20 protein-coding genes and 1 tRNA gene are annotated in these 21,032 nt (G+C 66.8%); 14 read left to right on the top strand and 7 right to left on the bottom strand.

Translation table 11 applies throughout. The features are described 5' to 3' along the window. The first annotated feature begins 30 nt into the window (after window positions 1-30). Together FBQ73_RS07850 and rpsD are read left to right on the top strand one after the other, a co-directional pair. On the top strand, window positions 31-597 hold the full coding sequence (locus FBQ73_RS07850; protein WP_138398901.1) for a manganese efflux pump MntP: 567 nt from the start codon (window positions 31-33) through the stop codon (window positions 595-597). Between the two features lie 238 nt (window positions 598-835). Next, window positions 836-1,453 carry a 30S ribosomal protein S4 gene (gene rpsD / locus FBQ73_RS07855; protein ID WP_138398902.1) on the top strand — a complete coding sequence of 206 codons (618 nt, stop codon included), beginning with the start codon at window positions 836-838 and terminating at the stop codon, window positions 1,451-1,453. 128 nt (window positions 1,454-1,581) lie between these two features. Here the strand turns inward: rpsD and FBQ73_RS07860 are convergent, their stop codons facing one another. After that, window positions 1,582-1,902: a DUF1476 domain-containing protein gene (locus FBQ73_RS07860; protein WP_138398903.1), complete on the bottom strand. Its 321-nt coding sequence runs from the start codon at window positions 1,900-1,902 to the stop codon at window positions 1,582-1,584. Window positions 1,903-2,262: 360 nt separating this feature from the next. Between FBQ73_RS07860 and purC the strand changes: the two genes are divergently transcribed. The 7 genes from purC to FBQ73_RS07895 all read left to right on the top strand — a co-directional run bounded on the left by purC (window position 2,263) and on the right by FBQ73_RS07895 (window position 7,568). Then, the gene (gene purC, locus FBQ73_RS07865; RefSeq protein WP_138398904.1) at window positions 2,263-3,057 is read left to right on the top strand and encodes a phosphoribosylaminoimidazolesuccinocarboxamide synthase; all 795 of its coding nucleotides are present in this window, start codon (window positions 2,263-2,265) and stop codon (window positions 3,055-3,057) included. 126 nt (window positions 3,058-3,183) lie between these two features. Beyond that, the gene (purS, locus tag FBQ73_RS07870) at window positions 3,184-3,426 is read left to right on the top strand and encodes a phosphoribosylformylglycinamidine synthase subunit PurS (protein ID WP_012116060.1); all 243 of its coding nucleotides are present in this window, start codon (window positions 3,184-3,186) and stop codon (window positions 3,424-3,426) included. 111 nt (window positions 3,427-3,537) lie between these two features. Next, window positions 3,538-4,236 carry a phosphoribosylformylglycinamidine synthase subunit PurQ gene (gene purQ, locus FBQ73_RS07875; protein WP_138398905.1) on the top strand — a complete coding sequence of 233 codons (699 nt, stop codon included), beginning with the start codon at window positions 3,538-3,540 and terminating at the stop codon, window positions 4,234-4,236. After that, complete coding sequence (purL, locus tag FBQ73_RS07880; protein ID WP_210236696.1) at window positions 4,233-6,482, top strand: phosphoribosylformylglycinamidine synthase subunit PurL; 2,250 nt, start codon at window positions 4,233-4,235, stop codon at window positions 6,480-6,482. Before purQ ends, purL begins: the two co-directional genes overlap by 4 nt. Before the next feature lie 31 nt (window positions 6,483-6,513). Further along, the gene (locus FBQ73_RS07885) at window positions 6,514-6,747 is read left to right on the top strand and encodes a BolA family protein (protein ID WP_012116057.1); all 234 of its coding nucleotides are present in this window, start codon (window positions 6,514-6,516) and stop codon (window positions 6,745-6,747) included. A gap of 163 nt (window positions 6,748-6,910) precedes the next feature. Continuing rightward, window positions 6,911-7,249, top strand: coding sequence for a Grx4 family monothiol glutaredoxin (grxD, locus tag FBQ73_RS07890; RefSeq protein WP_138398906.1), 339 nt, complete (start codon window positions 6,911-6,913; stop codon window positions 7,247-7,249). Further along, window positions 7,242-7,568 (top strand): hypothetical protein, encoded by a 327-nt coding sequence (locus tag FBQ73_RS07895; RefSeq protein ID WP_170218784.1) that lies wholly within the window; start codon window positions 7,242-7,244, stop codon window positions 7,566-7,568. The genes grxD and FBQ73_RS07895 overlap by 8 nt, the downstream gene beginning before the upstream one ends. A gap of 116 nt (window positions 7,569-7,684) precedes the next feature. On the opposite strand, the gene folD is transcribed toward FBQ73_RS07895, so the two are convergent. From folD to mgtE, 3 genes are all read right to left on the bottom strand, one after another. Continuing rightward, complete coding sequence (gene folD / locus FBQ73_RS07900) at window positions 7,685-8,572, bottom strand: bifunctional methylenetetrahydrofolate dehydrogenase/methenyltetrahydrofolate cyclohydrolase FolD (protein WP_210236697.1); 888 nt, start codon at window positions 8,570-8,572, stop codon at window positions 7,685-7,687. A gap of 274 nt (window positions 8,573-8,846) precedes the next feature. Continuing rightward, window positions 8,847-10,958, bottom strand: a complete 2,112-nt coding sequence (locus FBQ73_RS07905; RefSeq protein ID WP_138398908.1) for a putative bifunctional diguanylate cyclase/phosphodiesterase — start codon at window positions 10,956-10,958, stop codon at window positions 8,847-8,849. 279 nt (window positions 10,959-11,237) lie between these two features. After that, window positions 11,238-12,650, bottom strand: a complete 1,413-nt coding sequence (mgtE, locus tag FBQ73_RS07910; protein ID WP_138398909.1) for a magnesium transporter — start codon at window positions 12,648-12,650, stop codon at window positions 11,238-11,240. Between the two features lie 426 nt (window positions 12,651-13,076). Between mgtE and FBQ73_RS07915 the strand changes: the two genes are divergently transcribed. After that, window positions 13,077-13,859, top strand: coding sequence for a polysaccharide deacetylase family protein (locus FBQ73_RS07915; protein WP_210236698.1), 783 nt, complete (start codon window positions 13,077-13,079; stop codon window positions 13,857-13,859). Window positions 13,860-13,947: 88 nt separating this feature from the next. On the opposite strand, the gene FBQ73_RS07920 is transcribed toward FBQ73_RS07915, so the two are convergent. Then, a tRNA-Leu gene (locus FBQ73_RS07920) sits at window positions 13,948-14,032 on the bottom strand. Between the two features lie 299 nt (window positions 14,033-14,331). Between FBQ73_RS07920 and lipB the strand changes: the two genes are divergently transcribed. Next, window positions 14,332-15,066 (top strand): lipoyl(octanoyl) transferase LipB, encoded by a 735-nt coding sequence (gene lipB / locus FBQ73_RS07925; protein ID WP_138398910.1) that lies wholly within the window; start codon window positions 14,332-14,334, stop codon window positions 15,064-15,066. Window positions 15,067-15,246: 180 nt separating this feature from the next. Here lipB and alaS read toward each other — a convergent pair whose 3' ends face one another. Beyond that, window positions 15,247-17,904: an alanine--tRNA ligase gene (gene alaS, locus FBQ73_RS07930; protein WP_138398911.1), complete on the bottom strand. Its 2,658-nt coding sequence runs from the start codon at window positions 17,902-17,904 to the stop codon at window positions 15,247-15,249. Between the two features lie 182 nt (window positions 17,905-18,086). After that, a complete protein-coding gene (gene recA, locus FBQ73_RS07935; RefSeq protein WP_210236699.1) occupies window positions 18,087-19,172 on the bottom strand; it encodes a recombinase RecA in 1,086 nt (361 codons plus the stop codon). Window positions 19,173-19,523: 351 nt separating this feature from the next. Between recA and FBQ73_RS07940 the strand changes: the two genes are divergently transcribed. From FBQ73_RS07940 to FBQ73_RS07950, 3 genes are all read left to right on the top strand, one after another. Further along, entirely contained in the window at window positions 19,524-19,760 is a 237-nt protein-coding gene (locus FBQ73_RS07940; protein ID WP_138398913.1) for a type 1 periplasmic-binding domain-containing protein, read from the top strand. Between the two features lie 31 nt (window positions 19,761-19,791). Beyond that, on the top strand, window positions 19,792-20,208 hold the full coding sequence (locus FBQ73_RS23465) for a zinc-binding dehydrogenase (protein ID WP_170218785.1): 417 nt from the start codon (window positions 19,792-19,794) through the stop codon (window positions 20,206-20,208). Between the two features lie 145 nt (window positions 20,209-20,353). Continuing rightward, entirely contained in the window at window positions 20,354-21,025 is a 672-nt protein-coding gene (locus tag FBQ73_RS07950; RefSeq protein WP_138398914.1) for a TetR/AcrR family transcriptional regulator, read from the top strand. Window positions 21,026-21,032: the final 7 nt, after the last annotated feature.

Consider the following 21,032-nt stretch of genomic DNA (forward strand, 5'->3'; position numbering starts at 1 on the left):
CGGTCTCCCTGTGTCCGCCCGGAACATCAGATGTCCCCTGCCACGATTCTCGTGCTCGCCATGAGCATGTCCGTCGATGCCTTTGCCGTGAGCGTCGGCCGCGGCGCTGCCATGGGCCGTCCCCGCCTCTCCGAGGCCCTGCGCACCGGCGCCGTCTTCGGCGCGGTGGAAACCACCACTCCGCTCATCGGCTGGGCCGCCGGCATGGCCGCCAGCAGCTATATGGAGGCCATCGACCACTGGATCGCCTTCTGCCTGCTCGCGGGCGTCGGGCTGCACATGCTGATTGCCGCCTTCTCCCGGCGGGATGAAGAGGCAGACGACACGCCGCGCGGGCGCTCCATCTGGGTGCTTCTCGCCACCGCGCTGGGCACCAGCATCGACGCCATGGCGGTGGGGGTGTCGCTCGCCTTCCTGAACGTCAATATCGTGGTGGTGGCGCTGGCCATCGGCGCCATGACCTTCCTCATGTCGTCCGGCGGCATGCTGGTGGGGCGCATGGTGGGCCAGAGCTTCGGCCGCGTCGCCGAGGTAGCAGCGGGCGTGGCCCTGTGCGGCCTGGGCCTCGCCATCCTCATCGAGCACCTGAGCGCGTGAGGGGTCTCAAGGCCACCTCGTGCCGGCAAACATTGACTCCGACACGGTTCGCGATTAAGAACCCGCCACCTTTCGGGCCGTCAGCGGCCCGTTCGGCGTTTCACGCACCCGTGGCATCGTTCGGCAGCGCGCTGGATGAGCCTGTCGGTGGAAGGGGTTCCGGCACTGCGCCTGGATCCGGTCCGCAGAGGAGGGGCGCGATCCCAATTCAACCAAGACCATCAAGGATCCGCGTTACATGAGCAAGCGCATTGCGGCCAAGCACAAGATCGATCGCCGTATGGGCGAGAACATCTGGGGCCGCTCCAAGAGCCCGGTGAATCGTCGTGAGTACGGTCCCGGCCAGCACGGTCAGCGCCGCAAGGGCAAGCTGTCCGACTTCGGCGTGCAGCTGCGCGCCAAGCAGAAGCTGAAGGGCTATTACGGCTCGATCGGCGAGAAGCAGTTCCACAAGGTGTATGTCGAGGCCTCGCGCCTCAAGGGCGACACCGGTGCCAACCTGATCGGCCTGCTGGAGCGCCGGCTCGACGCGGTGGTGTACCGCGCCAAGTTCGTGCCGACCATCTTCGCCGCCCGCCAGTTCGTCTCCCACGGTCACGTGAAGGTGAACGGCCAGCGCGTGAACATCCCGTCCTACCTGGTGAAGGTCGGCGACGTGGTTGAGGTGAAGGAAGCCTCCCGCCAGATGACCCTGGTGCTGGAAGCCCAGCAGCTCGGCGAGCGTGACGTGCCCGATTACATCGAGCTCGACACCAACAAGCTGGCCGCCCGTTTCGCCCGCATTCCGGAGCTGAACGAGGTGCCCTACCCGGTTCAGATGGAACCGAACCTCGTGGTCGAGTTCTATTCGCGCTGATCTGATCGGCGCCCCGCCAAACGAAAGGCCGCCCTCTCGGGCGGCCTTTTTGCTTTCGGGATCGTTTTCGCAAATCAAGGCACCGGAGTCGGCCGCGATGCGGACGGCCCCATGCCGGGAGCGGGATTTCAGCCCGCCTTCACCTCCGCCGCGGCCAGGGCGAGGAACTCGTCCATGTTGCGGCGAATCTGGTGGTCGGAAACCTCCACGCCCTTGGCGTCGAAATCACCGCGCAGCTTGCGGAACACATCTTCGTCACCAGCCTCCTGGAGGTCGGCGACCACGACTTCCTTGGCATAGGCTTCAGCAGCCTCGCCGCTAAGGCCGAGGATCTGGGCGGCCCACAGGCCGAGCTTCTTGTTGCGGCGGGCGACCGCCTTGAAGCGGGCTTCCTCGTCGAGGGCGAAGCGCTTCTCGAATCCCTCTTCGCGCTTGTCGAACGTGGTCATGGCATCCCTCTTCCTGACGCTTGGGCGACCGACGGCCGGCCTGGATCGGATTGGCGGTCCCACGACCGCACGCGCGCCTTGAATATCTCTCACGTCACCCCAGATCAACGGCAGTGAAGCGCTCCGCCATGCCGCGTCCCGCCGCAGGCGGCAAAAAACGGCTCCTGCCGGCAGCACTCAGGCTGTCGGAAACACGGGCGGCGCGCAGGAATCAGAGAGCAGGCATGCACAGGTGAACGTGGACGCGCGTTGTGTCGCGGCGCCTGATCGGCTAGTGTCCGAACGGGCTTGGTGTGAACTGGCAACATTCACCCCCGGTCCCGCCGAGGAGCGTCACCAGAACGGAGCCTTGGCAAACCCATGGATTTCCTCAATCAGCGGTATATTCCCATGAGCCGCCGCCGCCGAATCTACGAAGGCAAGGCGAAAGTCCTCTATGAAGGACCCGAGCCCGGCACACTCATCCAGCACTTCAAAGACGATGCCACCGCCTTCAATGCGAAGAAGCACGATGTCATCGACGGCAAAGGTGTGCTGAACAACCGGATCTCCGAGTACATCTTCTCGCGGCTGAACGACATCGGCGTGCCGACTCACTTCATCCGCCGGCTGAACATGCGCGAGCAGCTCATCCGCGAAGTGGAGATCATTCCGCTCGAGATCGTGGTGCGCAACGTCGCCGCCGGCTCCATCTCGACCCGTCTCGGGATCGAGGAAGGCACGCCGCTGCCGCGCTCCATCATCGAGTTCTATTACAAGAACGACGCGCTCAACGACCCGATGGTGTCGGAAGAGCACATCACAGCCTTCGGCTGGGCCACGACCCAGGAAATCGACGATATCATCGCGCTTGCGATCCGCGTCAACGACTTCCTGTCCGGCCTTTTCCTCGGCGCTGGCATCCGTCTTGTGGACTTCAAGATGGAATGTGGCCGCCTGTGGGAAAACGATATGATGCGGATCGTCGTCGCCGACGAGATCAGCCCCGATTCGTGCCGCCTGTGGGACATGAAGTCCAACGACAAGATGGATAAGGACCGCTTCCGCCGCGACATGGGCGGCCTCGTGGAGGCCTACAGCGAAGTGGCGCGCCGGCTCGGAATCCTCATGGAGAACGACCCCACCCAGGGCAAAGGCCCGGTGCTGGTCAAGTGAGCCTGGTGAAGTGAGGCGTTGAGCCTTGTCGCCAAAAAATGCTAGGCGGGGGCCGCAACGGCCCCCGTTTGCGTTGCAGCATGCCGCACCGCTCACCCGGGGCGGACCAAAAGAGCAGAAGGTGTCATGAAGGCACGTGTCATTGTCACCCTGAAGTCGGCGGTGCTGGACCCGCAGGGCAAGGCCATCGAAGGCGCGCTGCGCTCGCTCGGCGTCGCTGGCGTGCAGAGCGTGCGGCAGGGCAAGGTCTTCGACGTGGAGTTGGCCGGCAACGACCGGGCCTCCGCCGAGGGCGCCCTGAAGGATGCCTGCGACAAGCTCCTCGCCAATACCGTGATCGAGACCTACAAGGTCGAGTTCGCGGAGTGATGCGCCATGGGCGATGTGCTAGCATTTGTAATGCCGCATCGCCCTATCGAACGCCGGCTCGACCTTGCCTGCCATTGGCCCGTGCCACTGGCCCGCGCCCATTGAGAGATCATGAAACCAGCCGTCATCCTCTTCCCCGGCTCCAACCGTGAGCAGGACGCCGTGCGCGCGCTGCGCCTCGTCGCGGGCGCGAAGCCGCAGGTGGTCTGGCACGCCGAGCATGAGCTGCCCCCCGGCACCGACCTCGTCGTGCTGCCCGGCGGGTTCTCCTACGGCGATTATCTGAGGTGCGGCGCCATCGCCGCCCGGGCCAACATCATGGATGCCGTGCGCGCCCATGCGGCCAAGGGTGGCTTGGTGCTCGGCATCTGCAACGGCTTCCAGATCCTGTGCGAGGCTGGCTTGCTGCCCGGCGTGCTGGTCCGCAACGCCCGCCTGCGCTTCGTCTGCCGCGAGGTTCTGCTGCGGGTGGAGCGGGCCGACACCGCCTTCACCAAGGCCTATCGCAAGAGCGACCTCATCCGCATTCCCGTCGCCCATGGCGAGGGCAATTACACGGCGGACGAGAGCACCATCGCCCGGCTGGAGCATGACGGGCGCATCGCCTTCCGCTACGCCCGCCGCGATGGCCAGATCGACGAGACCGACGGCCCCAACGGTGCCATCAACGGTATCGCCGGCATCTATTCCGAGAAGTTCAACGTACTCGGCATGATGCCGCATCCCGAAAACTACATCGAGCCGGAAATCGGCCCCACCGACGGCCGCGGCCTGTTCGAAAGCCTCGCCGGAGCCCTGAAGGCGGCGTGACAGCGCCCCTCAATTCGGATCGAACCGCTGTGAATTCCATTCCCAACACGTCCCGCATCACCCCGGAGCTGGTGGCCGAGCACGGCCTGAAGCCCGAGGAGTACGAGCACTTCGTGAAGCTGATCGGCCGCGAGCCATCGATCACGGAGCTTGGCATCGTCTCGGCCATGTGGAACGAGCACTGCTCCTACAAGTCGTCCAAGGTCTGGCTACGCACCCTGCCCACCAAGGGCAAGCGCGTGATCCAGGGGCCGGGCGAGAATGCAGGCGTGGTCGACATCGGCAACGGCCTCGCGGTCGTCTTCAAGATGGAAAGCCACAACCACCCCTCCTTCATCGAGCCCTACCAGGGCGCGGGAACGGGCGTGGGCGGCATCCTGCGCGACGTGTTCACCATGGGCGCGCGGCCCATCGCGGCGCTCAACTTCCTGCGCTTCGGCGACTGCCACAATGTGAAGACCCGCCGGCTGCTGGCGGGCGTGGTGGCCGGCATCGGCGGCTATGGCAATTCCTTCGGCGTGCCCACGGTGGGCGGCTCGGTGGGCTTCCACAAGCGCTACAACGGCAACATCCTGGTCAACGCCATGGCGGTGGGCCTCGCCCGGGCGGACGAGATCTTCTACGCGGCCGCCACCGGGGTGGGCCGCGCCATCGTCTATCTCGGCTCCAAGACCGGGCGCGACGGCATCCACGGCGCCACCATGGCCTCGGCCGAGTTCGGCGCCGACGCCGAGGAAAAGCGCCCCACCGTGCAGGTGGGCGACCCCTTCGCCGAGAAGCTGCTGCTGGAAGCCTGCCTGGAAATCATGAAGGCGGGCTGCGTGGTGGCGATCCAGGACATGGGCGCCGCCGGCCTCACCAGCTCGGCGGTGGAGATGGGCGCCAAGGGCGGCCTCGGCGTGGAACTGAACCTCGACGCCGTGCCCTGCCGCGAAACCGGCATGACCGCCTACGAGATGATGCTGTCCGAGAGCCAGGAGCGCATGCTCATGGTCATCGCCGACGGCAAGGAAGAAGTGGCCGAGGCCATTTTCCGCAAGTGGGGGCTGGACTTCGCCATCGTCGGTCGCACCACCGATACCCTGCGCTTCGTGGTGAAGCACAACGGCGTGGTGGAAGCCGACCTGCCCATCAAGGAACTGGGCGACCAGGCCCCTGAATACCGGCGCCCCTATGAGGAGCCGCTGCCGCGTCCGGTGGTGGCCCCGGAGGACGTGCGCACCAATGCCTCGGTGGCTGATGCTCTGGAGCGGCTCATCGCCTCGCCGGACCTGTGCTCCAAGCGCTGGGTGTGGGAGCAGTACGACCACCTCATCGGCGGCAATACCGTGCAGCGGCCCGGCGGCGATGCCGCCGTGGTGCGCATCGAGGACGGCCCCAAGGCTCTGGCCCTGACCACCGACGTGACGCCGCGCTATTGCGAGGCCGATCCGTTCGAGGGCGGCAAGCAGGCGGTAGCAGAAGCCTGGCGCAACCTGACCGCCGTGGGGGCGACCCCCATCGCCGTCACCGACAATCTCAATTTCGGCAATCCCGAGAAGCCGGAGATCATGGGCCAGTTCGTGGCCTGCGTGAAAGGCATCGGGGCCGCCTGCGAGGCGCTCGACTTCCCGGTCGTGTCCGGCAACGTCAGCCTCTACAACGAGACCAACGGCAAGGGCATCCTGCCCACCCCCGCCATCGGCGGCGTCGGCCTGATCGAGGACCTGCACAAGTCCATGACCCTCGCCTTCAAGGCCGCCGGCGAGCCGGTGCTGCTGGTGGGCAAGACCCAGGGCTGGCTTGGTGCTTCGGCCTTCCTCGCGACCGTCTGCGAGCGCGAGGATGGGGCACCGCCCCCGGTGGACCTCATCGCCGAGAAGCGCAATGGCGACTTCGTGCGCGGCCTGATCCGCGACGGCCTCGCCACCGCCGTGCATGATATCTCCGACGGCGGCCTGCTCATCGCCATCGCCGAGATGGCCATGGCCGGGCGGGTGGGTGCCTCGCTGGAAGCCCCGCCGGCCGGCATGGACCCTTACGCCTGGTGGTTCGGCGAGGACCAGGCCCGCTACGTGGTGACTGTGCCTGCCGGCCAGGGGGCCGAGGTGATCCACAAGGCGGAAATGGCCGGCGTGCCCATGGTCAAGATCGGCAAGACCGGCGGCGACCGCTTGATCCTGCCCGACGACCGCTCGATAGTCGTGGAATCGCTGCGCGACCGGCACGAGACGTGGCTACCCATCTATATGGGCGCCTCGTCCTGAACCTGTCCGCCGTTTTGAGGACCATGCGACCATGCCCATGAATGCCCGCGAGATCGAGCAGCTCATCAAGGATGCGCTGCCCGACGCGACGGTGGTAATCGAGGATCTGGCCGGAGACGGCGACCACTATGCCGCCCGCATCGTATCGGCGGCATTCCGCGGCAAGAGCCGAGTGCAGCAGCACCAGATGGTCTATGCCGCGCTGAAGGGGAACATGGGGGGCGTGCTCCACGCCCTCGCCCTCCAGACCGCCGCCCCGGACTAGAGCCGGCGACCGAGCCGGCCTCTGTGCTCACGCGGGCAGTGCACGATAGCCGCGACCAACGCCCGTCGTACCCATAGCCGAGCCCCTCTTGCGCTTTGCCCGGCAAGGGCCGATCTTTAAGTTTACTGGCCCTCATTCGGCCGATCAGAATGGATTTGAGACCATGGGTATTCGTGAAGACATCGACGCCATCGTGAAGTCTGGTGACGTGGTCCTGTTCATGAAGGGCACGCCCCAGTTTCCGCAGTGCGGCTTTTCCGGGCAGGTGGTGCAGATCCTCGATCACGTCGGCGTCCCCTTCAAGGGCGTGAACGTGCTCGAAAACGACGCCGTCCGGCAGGGCATCAAGGATTACGCCAGCTGGCCGACCATCCCGCAGCTCTACATCAAGGGCGAGTTCGTGGGCGGCTGCGACATCGTGCGCGAGATGTTCCAGGCCGGCGAGCTGGTCCCCTTCCTTGAGGAAAAGGGCGTCGCGATCCGCGATCGCGCCATTGGCTGAGTCTTCGAGCGGCGTGACGACGCCTCAACCGGCTCCCGCCGCGCCGCTCGCCCTCAAGCTTGCGATTGGCTTGGGGCTGCTGGCGAATGCCGGCCTCGCGATTCTGCTCATCGCCATTTCCGGGTTCGTCTTCGGCGGCCCGGAAGGCGCCAACGGCGAAGCATCGGCCGTGGCCGGCTGGGGCTCCACTCTCGCGATCAGCATACTGGCGCCCGCTCTCGGCCTAATCATGTGGCGCCGCGGTCGGCGCGACCTCGCCTTGGCCATGGTCTGGCTACCGCCGCTGGCCCTGGTGGTGGGCGCGCTGGTGGTCCTCTGAGGCAGCAGTCGTCCAGGCTATGCCTTTTCAGGCTGTTCCGTCTGAACCAAGGGCTGGTGGGCCATGCCCACCAGCCCTTGGTTGTTTCAGATCCCCCTTCCGCGGCGACCAGGCGGCTATTCCAGACCGGCCTGCCGCTTGGCCGCGGTGAGGGTGTTCTGGAGCAGGCAGGCGATGGTCATGGGGCCGACCCCGCCCGGAACCGGGGTAATCAGGCCGGCGATGCCCTGTGCTTCCTGATAGGCCACGTCGCCCACGAGCCGCGTCTTGCCGTCCGGCTTGGGAATGCGGTTGATGCCCACGTCGATCACCGTCGCGCCGGGCTTGATCCAGTCGCCGCGCACCATTTCCGGCCGGCCCACGGCGGCCACGAGGATGTCGGCGGTGCGGCACTCGCCCGGCAAGTCGCGGGTGCGCGAATGGGCGATGGTGACGGTGCAGTCTTCTTTCAGCAGCAGCTGCGCCGCCGGTTTGCCGACGATGTTAGAGCGCCCCACCACCACGGCCTTGAGCCCCGACAGGTTGCCCAGATGGTGCTTCAGCAGCATCACGCAGCCGAGCGGTGTGCACGGCACCAGCGCGTCGAGGCCCACCGCGAGGCGGCCGGCATTCACCACATGGAAACCGTCCACGTCCTTGGCGGGATCGATGGTCGAGAGCACCTTCATGGCATCGATCTGCGCCGGCAGCGGCAGCTGAACCAGAATGCCGTTCACTGCCGGATCGGCGTTGAGTCGGGCGATCAGCGCCAAAAGCTCGGCCTCGGGCGTGTCCACCGCGAGCTTGTGCTCGAAGGAGGTCATACCGGCCTCCAGCGTCTGGGCCGCCTTGTTGCGCACATAGACCTGGCTGGCCGGATCCTCGCCCACGAGGACCACGGCAAGGCCGGGCTTCAAGCCGTGGGCCACGCCGAGGCGGGCCACCTCCTCGGCAATGCGGGCCCGGAGCCCGGCTGCGAACGCCTTTCCGTCGATGGGCTTGGTCTCGATCACCACATCCCCCATAAGCCTCGGCCCCTTCGGCAGAACGCGCCTCGCTAAGGGGAAGGCGGCGCTCGTGGGCCTGATGTTCACCGACCTTGTGTTCACCGCGTCGCGCAAAAGGCAAGGCCGGAACGGCGCCTCATCGCCGCAGCGCCGGTACCGTCGCGCCATGTCGCAGGGACCCCAAGCCGGAGCATCACCCTTATAGAGACAATTATTTTCTTGAAAAGAAAATTATCATCCTCACGGGAGGCGGCCACCTCAGGGCCATCCCCCGGCCGAGGGATGCAGCCGGCTACCTGGAGGCGCTAGCTCCGTCCGGGGTGGCGCCGGCATCCGCCGCGTTCTGCCGCTCCAGCATGGCGACAGCGGCCACGAGGGGCAGCGGCGGCGCGAACAGATAGCCCTGCGCCTGCTGGGCGCCGAAGGCCCTCAGGAAGCGCAACTGCTCGCGGGTCTCCACCCCCTCGGCGGTGAGAGTGATGCCGAGGGAGCGGCCGAGCCGGACCACATATTCCACGATGGCCGAGGCATCCCGGTCAACGCCCATATTGAAGATGAAGGACTTGTCGATCTTGATCTTGGTGATGGGAAAGCGCCGCACATGCACCAGCGAGGCATGGCCAGTGCCAAAATCATCTAGGGCCAGCCTCACCCCCATGTCCCGCAGCTTCTGAAGCGCCTCCTGGCCCTCGCTCTGGGCGTCGAGGATGGCGCTTTCGGTGATTTCGATTTCCAACAGCGCCGGATCAAACCCGGTTTCGGCAAGGGCGGCGGCCACCATGTTGTAGATGGCGCCCTGGCGCAGGTTGAGCGCCGACATGTTCACCGACAGCGTCACGCCGGGAAGCGCCCGCGCCTCCAGCAGGGCCATGCGCAGCACATAGGCGTCGAACCGGCCCATGAGGCGGGAGGCCTCGGCCACTGCCAGGAATGCGCCGGGCAGGAGCCGTCCCTGGGTGGGATGATCCCAGCGCGCCAGCGCCTCGAAACCGACGATGCGCTCACTCTCCACATCCACCTGGGGCTGGTAGACCAGCGTGATCTCGCCCTTGTCCAGCGCGGCCGCCAGTTCCAGCTCGATACGCCGGCGCTCGACCCGCGCCGCGTCGAACCCGGGCTCGAACAGGCGGTAGAGGCCGGTGCCGTCGGCTTTGGCCTGGTAGAGGGCGACATCGGCGAGGCGCATCAGTTCCGCGCCGGTGGCCGCGTCCTGGGGCAGGCGCGCCGCACCCACGCAGGCGCTCAGACTCAATTCACCACCCCGCTCCAGCTGGACAGGCGGCGCGAGTGCCGCGAACAGCCGCTCGACAGTGCGATCGAGGTCGCCCTCGTCCCGGCAGTGGACCACGGCCACGAACTCGTCTCCACCGAACCTGGCAACGACGCTCCCCTCCCCCAGCGCCTCCTCGGTCCGCCGTGCGAAAGCCCGCAGCAGGTCGTCGCCGGCGACATGGCCGGCGCCGTCATTGATCGCCTTGAAGTCGTCGAGATCGACGAACAGCAGAGCCAGTGTCTCGCCGTCGCGGCGCCGGGCAATGGCGGCGTCCAGCGCCTCGATGAAAGCGCCGCGGTTGAGCAGGCCTGTCAGATAGTCGCGCGCGGCCAGTTCCCGCGCCTTGGCCTCGCTGGCGACGAGATCGGAGGCCAAGCGCCGCGCCCGGACCATGAGCACCAGAAACAGCACGGCCAGAAGGCTGGCGAGCACCACCGCGGCCGGCATCAGCCCCCACAGCATTCTGCTGCCGGGATGTGCCCCCCGCCACACCAGCTCCGCTTCCGAGCCGTCGTAGAGATTCGGGATGAAGACGCCCACATGCCGCCCGCCATGCTGCGGCCGATGGATCAGCTCCACCTCTTCCAGGCTGGCCGGGGCGCCCACCATCCTCAGGAATTCGGGGTCAATGACATCCACGGTTATGGCCACCAGCGGCTGGGCCACGTCGAGCCCCTCGACCTTCTCCTCGAACGGTCGGGCCACCATCAGGCCCGCCGCATCCTCGGTGGCGACGACGCCCGAGAGCGCCGCCTTCTGCCCGTCGGCCAGGGCCCGCTCTATGGCGGGGCGGATCCAGCTGTAGGCTCGCAGCTGGTTCTGCTCGCCCCGCTCGGAGGAATAAATGATGCGGCCCTTGGCATCGGAGATGTAGACGAACTCGAAGCCGAAGCCGTCATTGAGCTTCACGCCGAAGCGGCGATGCAGGGAGGTCATGTCCCCAAGCGCCAGTTGGCGCAGGGCTTCCCGCTCGTCGTTGGTAGCGACCAGCGCCTGCTCCATCACCGTTTCACGGGCGCGCAGGGAGGTCAGCAGCGCGGCGCGCTCACGGGTGCGCGCCTTGTCGTCCTGCCGCAGCCCGGCCACCACAAAGACCGTGACGAGCCCCACCACCAGAAGCGCGAGCGCCACCAGTCCCGCGAGGAGCGAACGATAACCGGGGCTACCCTGGCGGCGGGGAATGGCGAGCCTCCTTCATGGGCTGCGGATCAGTCGGATCGCGGACCATGGCACATCGCCCGCGCGAGGCGCGGCGGACCGCAGATTTGTCCGATAGATTCCCCGGTCGCGCAAGGGCACGTCATCGCCGGCCCATGCCCTGCACAGCGCCAAAGCCATGCAACTTAAAGCAGATATCGCCCCGCCCAGGTTGAGCCTGGCGGCGGATCCGGCATGGAGCCTTTGGAAGGATCACGCGCCGAACCACCAGGTGGCGAGGCCGAGGAAGGCGAAGAACCCTACCGTGTCCGTCACCGTGGTGACGAACACGCCCGACGCCACCGCCGGGTCGAGCTTCAGCCAAGAGATGGCAAGCGGGATGAGAATGCCGAACAGGCCCGCCGCCATCATGTTCATCACCAGCGCGCTGGCGATGACGGCCCCAAGCTGGGCATTGGCGAACCACGCACCGGCGATGAGGCCGAGCAGGCAGGCCAGCGCCAGCCCGTTGAACAGCCCCACCAGCACCTCGCGCGAGACGATGCGGCGGGCGTTGTGGCTGGACAATTCCTTGGTGGCGAGAGCGCGCACGGCGACCGTCATGGTCTGGGTGCCGGCATTGCCCCCCATGGAGGCGACGATGGGCATCAGCACCGCCAGCGCCACCATCTTCTCGATGGTGGCCTCGAACAGGCCGATGATGGAAGCGGAGATGAACGCGGTGCCGAGATTGACCACCAGCCAGGGCAGCCGGCTCCTGGCGGTGTAGGCGACGCTGTCGGAAAGCTCTTCGTCCGAGCCCACGCCGGCGAGGGCGCGCAGGTCCTCGTCCGCCTCCTCCTGGATCACGTCCACCACGTCGTCGATGGTCATGACGCCCACGAGCCGGCCGGCATCGTCCACCACGGGGGCGGAGACAAGATTGTAGCGCTCGAACAGACGCGCCACGTCCTCCTGGTCGTCGGTGGCCTTCACCCCTTTCAAGTGTTCGGTCTTCACCTGGGTTACCAGCATGGTGCGCCGGGTGCGCAGCAGCCGGTCGAGGGACACCGAGCCCACCAGCCGGTAGGCTGGATCCACCACGAACACCTCGTAGAAGGTTTCCGGCAGGTCCGGCGTCTCACGCATGTAGTCGATGGTGCGACCGACCGTCCAGAACGGCGGCACCGCTATGAAATCGGTCTGCATGCGCCGGCCGGCGCTGTCCTCGGGATAGTCGAGGGAGCGCCGCAGGGCCACCCGCTCGGGTGCCGGCAGGTGCTCCAGCACCGCGGCCATCTCCTCCTCGTCGAGATCCTCGAGGATGTAGACGGCATCGTCAGATGCCAGATCGCGCATGCCGCGCGCGATGGTAAGCGGCGACAGCCCGCGCAGGATGCCAACCCGCACCGTCTCGTCTAGCTCGGTCAGCGCGGTGAAGTCGAAGGCGGAGCCCAGCATCTCGATGAGCCGGCGGCGCTCGTCGCCGTCCAGCTCCTCGATGAGATCGCCCATGTCGGCTTCGTGGAGGTCGCCCGTGAGCGCCCTCAGCCGGTCCACGTCGCGCGCCTCGATCGCCGCGCGGATGGCCTCCCGGAACCCGTGGGCGAGGTTGCCGTCGGAGTCGCGCACCTCGGGCACGGCATCCGCACCTTCAGCGACAGGCGCGTCGGCATCCTCGCGCATGGGGTCCTCCCGGTCTTCGGTGCGGGGGTCGGGCGCCCGCTCCCTTCAGGGGCTCGAGCACGTGTTGGGGATGTTTGGCCAGGCTTCCCGCCATGCCCTCAAGGACGCGGCCAAGGAAGGATCGCACAGCGTTCCCGGCTCGGAAGCCGAATCTCCCTCGGACATCGAGGCGAAACGTGAGAACCGTTGACCGATCGGAATGTGCTCTAGAGGCATGCCAGCCATTTGTGAAGCCCGTGCCTGCACTTCTTTGAAAAAGCTGACAAAAGAGCTGACGGCTGCCAACGCCTGCCATTCTTTCTCCGAACTGCCACCTTAAAGCAGAATATGATCATCTGGCATTTCAGGAATGGCATATAACTTATTGTTATTAATTGTTTTTCATAAGATCTGGCACAAATCGCCGGATGCGGGGGTATCTTAGGAATGGTCTCCTTCGTACGGCACCTGGCGGTGCTTCTGGGCTTGCTTCTCCCCCTGCACGTCACGAGCGGGCGGGCCGCCGTCCCCTGCCCCGGGCGCGCCGACGCCCTGGGCACCGCGCGGGTTCTGGAACTCGACCCCAGGGGGGTGCGGGTGGGGACCAAGTCGTTTCCCACCACCCTGCCGCTGGCCCCGAAGGAGGTGGTGCTCACCTTCGACGACGGCCCCTGGCCCAAAACCACTGCCGCCATCCTTGATGCCCTGAAGGCGGAGTGCGTCCACGCCACCTTCTTCCTCATCGGCGAGAACGCGAAGGCGCGCCCCGAGCTGGTGCGCCGCGCCCTGGCGGAGGGCCACACCATCGCCCACCACACCATGACGCACCCCGCCGCGACTCTGGCCAAGATCCCGTTCGAGGCAGCGGTGAAGGAGATCGAGAGCGGCATCGCCGCCGACGAGAAGGCCGCCTATGGCGCCAGCGGGCCGGAGCCCCGCGTACCTTTCTTCCGCTTCCCCGGCTTCGCCTCGACGCCCGAGCAGCTCACCTGGATGGACGGCAAAGGCATCGCCGTTTTCGGCGCCGACTTCTGGGCCAGCGACTGGAACGTGATGACCCCCGAGGCGGAGCTGGACCTGGTGCTGAAGCGGCTCGACGCGGCGGGGGGCGGAATCGTGCTGTTCCACGACACGAAGACCTACACCGCCGCCATGATTCCCGCCTTCCTGCGCGCCCTCGCCGAGCGCGGCTACACGGTGGTGCATGTGGTGCCGAAAGCGCCGAAGTGAGATGCAGGGGGCCTGAGACGAAAAAGGCGGCCCGGAGGCCGCCTGTTTCGTGGCTTGCGCGCCGGGCGCGGCAAGCTCACCAATCCACTGGTGCGGACGAGAGGACTCGAACCTCCACGGGTCTCCCCACTAGCACCTCAAGCTAGCGCGTCTACCAATTCCGCCACGACCGCAGTCAGGGATGGCTCCGTCCGGGGGTTCCTGTGTGGACCGCTCCCAGCCGGGGGCCATCGTCTAACAGATCATATTGGCGGCTACAAGTGTCTCCCGCTCCACCGACGCGTTCCGCCCCCAGCCTGTGGATGACGCTTCCCGGTAGGTACGCCAGATCCCATTGGACCGGGGCACCAAGAGCCGATCTCGCGCGGCAACGCCAGGAACGCTCCGCAGTTTCCACACCGCCTGCGCGCAAGGCGACGGCCGCGTGTCATGGGGGCTGGACCACGCGGCGCGATGGATTAAAGCATTCCCCATGATCGCATCCTCGCCCCGCGCCAGCCTCGAACCCCAGTTCCAGCCGACGGACGCCGACGCCCCGCCCGTGGACTGGACCATCAGCGATGGCCTCATCCCCTACCCTGTCGCCCTGGCCGCCATGGAGGCGCGGGTCGCCGCCATCGCCGAAGGTAGGGCGCGCGAGTGCGTGTGGCTGCTGGAGCACCCGCCGCTTTACACTGCAGGCACCAGCGCTCGCCCTGAGGATCTCGTGGACGCGCGCTTTCCCGTCTACGAGACCGGGCGCGGTGGGCAGTTCACCTATCACGGCCCTGGCCAGCGCGTAGCCTATGTGATGCTCGACCTGAAGCGCCGTTCGCCGGATGTGCGCCGCTATGTGAGCGCGCTAGAGGCATGGATCATCGGCACCCTGACGGCGTTTAACGTGACCGGCGAACGGCGGGAGGACCGGGTGGGCGTCTGGGTGCGGCGGCCCGGCGGAGGTGAGGACAAGGTCGCCGCCATTGGAATCCGGGTGCGACGCTGGGTGACCTTCCACGGTATTTCCCTGAACGTGGAGCCGGACCTGTCCCATTTCGGCGGTATCGTACCCTGTGGCGTGCGCGAGCACGGGGTGACGAGCCTCGCCGACCTCGGCCTGCCAGTGACCATGGGCGAGGTCGATTCGGTGTTGCGCGTAGCCTTCGAGGCCGTGTTCGGCCCGACCGCGCCGGCAGCGGCGCCGAGCGTCGCGGAGGCGAGCGAAGGCTAAGGCATGCGCAGATCAAAAGGCGCGCGAGCGATGTGGACGCGTTCTTCGGCGCGCATTCTGCCTTGAGTTCGAAGTTCCGTGTCGAATCACGTGCATCTGCAGTGAACCAAAGCGCACGGCAGATGTCTTCGGATCGATATGGCGCCGGGCGCGCAGATCAACCCGGTCGCCTGCCGTGGTTCAGCCGGCCAGCGCCGCGGCGATGGCGTCGAGGGCTGCTTCCGCCTTGGCGCCGTCGGGACCACCGGCCTGCGCCATATCGGGACGGCCGCCGCCGCCCTTTCCACCGAGCGCCTCCGAGCCGATGCGCACCAGCGCCACCGCATCAAAGCGGGCGGTGAGATCGGCGCTGACCCCAACCACGATGCCGGCCTTGCCATCGGATGTCACTCCGACGATGGCCACCACGCCGGACCCGATCTGCTTTTTGCCTTCGTCCACCAGGCCCTTGAGATCCTTGATCTCGATGCCTTCCACCCGCCGGGCCAAAAGCTTGATGTCACCCACGGTCCGGACCGCGTCGCCCGATGCCTCGCCGCCGCCGCCGCCCATGGCGAGCTTCTTGCGAGCTTCAGCCAGTTCACGCTCGAGCCGGCGGCGCTCCTCCACCAGGGTCGCGACCCGCGCTTCCACTTCGGCCACCGGCGCCTTCAGCACCGCCGCCGTCCCCGCCAGGGCAGCAGACGCCGCGTTGAGGTGCCGGCGCGCGGCATCGGCGGTCAGCGCCTCGATGCGCCGCACTCCGGACGCAACGGCGCCTTCCGACACTACTGAGATGAGGCCGATGTCGCCGGTGCGCTTCACATGGGTGCCGCCGCACAGCTCGACCGAATAGGGCGCGCCGTTGCCGTCATCCGTGCCCATGGAGACCACGCGCACCTCGTCTCCGTACTTCTCGCCGAACAACGCCCGCGCACCCGATGTCATGGCGTCGTCGACTGCCATGACGCGGGTTTCCACCGGTTCGTTGCGCAGCACGAAGCGGTTGGCAATGGTCTCCACCTCGGCGAGTTCGGTGCCGCTCAGGGGCTTGGGGTGGGAGAAGTCGAACCGCAGACGGTCCGGCGCCACCAGCGAGCCCTTCTGGGCCACGTGATCGCCGAGCACCCGCCGCAGCGCCTCGTGCAAAAGGTGAGTGGCGGAATGGTTGGCGCGCACGGCGGCCCGGCGGGCATGGTCGACCTCCAGCACCAGCGCGGTGCCGCGCTTCAGGGTGCCGGTCTCGACCTTCACCTCGTGGACGAACAGGTCGCCGAGCTTCTTCTGGGTGGCCACCACCTGAGCGACAACGCCGCCCTCTCCGCTCAGGCGTCCGACATCGCCCACCTGGCCGCCCGATTCGGCATAGAACGGCGTCTGGTTGAGGATGACGAGGCCCTTCTCGCCGGCGGCAAGGCTGTCCACGACGGCGCCGTCGCGCACCAGGGCCGCAACCACGCCCTCCGCCTTCTCGGTCTCGTAGCCGAGGAATTCGGTGGCCCCCACCTCGTCGCGCACCGAGAACCACAGCGTATCGGTGGCGGCCTCGCCCGAGCCGGCCCAGCTCGCGCGGGCCTCCGCCTTCTGCCGCGCCATGGCGGCATCGAAGGCCGTGATGTCCACCGAGATGCCGCGGGCCCGCAGGGCGTCCTGGGTCAGGTCGAGGGGAAAGCCGAAGGTGTCGTAGAGCTTGAACGCCACTTCGCCGGGGAACTGCCCGCCCGAGGTCAGGCCCGTGCTCTCTTCCTCAAGGATGGAGAGACCGCGTTCAAGGGTGCGGCGGAAGCGCGTCTCCTCCAGCAGCAACGTTTCCTCGGCGAGGGTTTCCGCCCGCACGATCTCCGGATAGGCCCGGCCCATCTCCCGGACCAGGATCGGCACCAGACGGTGCATCAGCGGATCCTTGGCGCCCAACAACTGCGCATGGCGCATGGCGCGGCGCATGATCCGGCGCAGCACGTAGCCGCGCCCCTCGTTGGAGGGCAGCACCCCGTCGGCGGTGAGGAAGACCGAGGCGCGCAGATGGTCGGCGATGACGCGATGGCTCGCCTTCTGCGGACCGTCCGGATCCACCGAGGTCAGCTCCGCCACCTCGGCGATGAGGGCGCGCATGAGGTCGGTGTCGTAATTGTCGTGCACGCCCTGGAGCACGGCGGAGACGCGCTCAAGCCCCATGCCGGTGTCGATGGACGGCCGCGGCAGCGCCAGACGCTCGCCGCCCGGCAACTGCTCGAACTGCATGAAGACGAGATTCCAGATCTCGATGAAGCGATCGCCGTCCTGGTCCGGCGAGCCGGGCGGTCCGCCGGGGACGTGCGGGCCGTGGTCGAAGAAAATCTCCGAGCAGGGGCCGCACGGGCCGGTGTCGCCCATGGACCAGAAATTGTCGGAGGTGGGAATGCGGATGATCTTGTCGTCGCTGAGGCCGGCGATCTTCTTCCACAGCCCGTAGGCCTCGTCGTCCTCGCTGAAGACGGTGACTACGAGGCGGTCACGCGGCAGGTCGAAGGTGCGGGTGACCAGATTCCAGGCGAGCTCGATGGCCCGGTCCTTGAAATAATCGCCGAACGAGAAATTGCCGAGCATCTCGAAGAAGGTGTGGTGCCGCGCCGTGTAGCCCACATTGTCGAGATCATTGTGCTTGCCGCCGGCGCGCACACACTTCTGCGACGACGCCGCGCGGGCATAGGGCCGCTTCTCGACGCCGGTGAAGACGTTCTTGAACTGCACCATGCCCGCATTGGTGAACATGAGCGTCGGGTCGTTCTGCGGCACGAGCGGCGAGGAGGCGACAGCCTCGTGGCCCTCTTTGACGAAGTAGTCGATGAAGCTCGACCGAATCTCGTTAACGCCGCTCATGTGCCGGCCACAATCCTTCGGTGCCGGTCCCAGCGCGGAAGCCGGCTCTGGTGATCGCTTCGCGCCAGCGCTGCCCAAAGGCGCACCGCGCGGCTCCGGCGGAAGCGCGATGACGCCCGCCGGAACCGGGTTCGTTTAGCGATGGGTGCGCCGCTTGTCCAGAAACGCCTGGCCGAGAGGGCTCAGGCGTCGGCCGAGTCGCCGTCGGCATCATCCTCCGGTGTCCCGGCGAGGATCTTCTCGGCGATGAGGCCGGCATTCTGGCGGATCGCCGCCTCGATGCGGCCGGCAATCTCCTGATTCTGCTTCAGGAAGGTCTTCGCGTTCTCACGCCCCTGACCCAGGCGCTGGCTGTCGTGGGAGAACCAGGCGCCGGACTTTTCCACCACGCCGGCCTTCACGCCCAGATCGAGCAGCTCGCCGGTCTTGGAGATCCCCTCGCCGTACATGATGTCGAATTCCACCTGCTTGAAGGGCGGTGCGAGCTTGTTCTTCACCACCTTCACGCGGGTCTGGTTGCCCACCACCTCGTCGCGCTCCTTGATCATGCCAATGCGACGGATGTCGAGCCGCACCGAGGCATAGAATTTGAGCGCGTTGCCGCCCGTGGTGGTCTCCGGCGAACCGTACATGACGCCGATCTTCATCCGGATCTGGTTGATGAAGATGACCATGGTGTTGGACTTGGAGATGGAGGCCGTGAGCTTGCGCAGCGCCTGGCTCATGAGCCGCGCCTGCATGCCGGGCTGGCTGTCGCCCATCTCGCCGTCGAGTTCGGCGCGCGGGGTGAGAGCGGCCACCGAATCAACCACCAGCACGTCGATGGCACCCGAGCGCACCAGCGTGTCGGCGATTTCCAGCGCCTGCTCGCCGGCGTCGGGCTGGGAGATGAGCAGGTCGTCGAGATTGACGCCCAGCTTGCGCGCATAGATGGGGTCGAGGGCGTGCTCGGCATCGATGAAGGCGCAGGTGCCGCCGCGCTTCTGGGCTTCGGCGACCGTGTGCAGCGCCAGCGTGGTCTTACCGGAGGATTCCGGCCCGAAGATCTCGACGACGCGCCCCTTGGGCAGGCCGCCGATGCCGATGGCGATGTCGAGCCCCAGCGAGCCGGTGGGAATGCTCTCGATTTCCAAGGCCTTGCCGCCCTTGCCGAGCCGCATGATCGAGCCCTTGCCGAAATGCCGCTCAATCTGGGAGAGAGCGGCATCCAGCGCCTTGGTCTTATCCATGGAAGAACCTTCGACGAGTCTGAGTGTCGACTGAGTCATCGCCGCGCTCCGGTGCTGGTGCAAGGGGAAATGAGAACACCGCACATGTACATGCTTTGTTCTCAGTTCGCAATATGTTCTCATCTCGCACCGATCCCCGGCCTTTGTGGGCGTAGCTAATTCCATACGGAGCTTCGCTCGACAGCCTGACAGGCGCGCTGAACCGGCGCCGCATCCCTGCTTGACACCCGACATTACAGATCGACAATCGGATTGTCTGACAAACAAATGGCGACGCCCGGAGAGGTGTTAATGCCGTCCGCGGGGAGGAATGCTTGGCGATGAAGCGATTTCGCACAGGTCTCGTCGGCGCCGCGCGGCGAGCCGGCGGCGGCCACTGCGGCCCCGCAGGTGCCGGCGCCGCGCATCACGGCTGGTGTGCTCACCGATCCCAGCAGCGTCTTCACCGATCATATGGGGCAAGGCCCCGCCCTCGCGTCCGCCATTGAGTGGAACGAAGCGGACAGGGGCGGTGCCCTCGTCCGACGCTGGATCGACGAGAACAATGTGGGCGTGATCGCGGACATGCCCACCATGGCCATCCGCCCGCGCCGCGCGGTCGAACTCATCACCACGGGCGCCGCCTGAGGCCCGCCTGCGGGAACAGGGAAGACAACAGATGGATTTCGCCTGTTCCGAAAAGGTCGAGGACCTGCGCACCCGCGTCAGCGACTTCATGGCGGCGCACGTGCTGCCGGCCAACACCCAGTGGCACCGGGAGGTGGAGGCGGGGCGCTATCCCCTCGACCTGATCGAGCGGCTGAAGGCGAAGGCCTATGCGGGCGGGGCGGTGGCGGACCTGCCCTCCAACTGGCTGCTGTTGAAGAATGCCGCCGCCATGGGTGTCCATTGGGGCGCCTACCGCCAGCATCATTCCGAGTTGGTAAGCGTCCTGTTCGACGAACTGTTCGCGCTACGCCGGAGCGGGGCCATCGTCCCGCTCATCCGCGACGTCTTCCCGCTGGCTGAGGCGCCGGAGGCGCTGGAAGCGCTGGCCGGCCGGCGCACCGTGGGCAAGGTGGTGCTGGAGCCGTGAGCGGCCGATGGACCGCAGGGACGGCGGGCAAATGGCGGGGTGCAGGCGCATCCGCTTGACCTAAATGTTACTCATGAGTAACATTCCTTCTGACAGGTCGACTGGCATCCCTTTGCCCTTGTCGCCTCCCGAGCCGGACCCTGCGATGGCGCCCCCAAAACCCACCGACGCCGTGCTGGCGGATCCCTCGCCCTGGCGCTCTCCCGCCCAGCGCGGGCGCGACCGGGCGCTCAAGCGCGAGGCGGTGCTGAAGGCAGCGGCGCGGCTGTTCAATGAAAAGGGCTTCCACGCCACCTCGCTGGACGACGTGGCACGGCAACTGAATGTCACCAAGCCGACCCTGTACCATTACTTCCGCAGCAAGGATGAAGTCCTGTTCGAATGCTGCCGCATGGGGCTGGAGATGATCGAGGCGGCGGCAACCCCGGTTCCCGGCTCAAGCGCCAGCGGGCTCGAACGGCTGAGGGCATTGATGGAGCAATATGCCGAGGCCATGACCATGGATTTCGGCATGAGCATCACCCGTACCCCGGACACCGCCCTCTCGCCCGAGAACCGCGCCGAGCTGCGGCGCCTGAAATCGCAGATCGACCGCGCCATGCGCGGCGTGATCCAGAGCGGCATCGAGGATGGCTCCATCGCCCCCTGCGATGTGCGCACCGCTGCCTTCGCCATCGCCGGGGCGCTGAACGCCATCGCCCATTGGTACAAGCCCGGCGGCCCCCTCGCGCCGGCCGAGATCGCCCGCCAGACCGCCGACTTTCTCATCCAGGGGCTCGCGCCCCGCACCCCAGAACGACGCCGGCGCAAGCGCTGAGCCTCGC

Source organism: Xanthobacter autotrophicus (assembly GCF_005871085.1).
Lineage (GTDB): Bacteria > Pseudomonadota > Alphaproteobacteria > Rhizobiales > Xanthobacteraceae > Xanthobacter > Xanthobacter autotrophicus.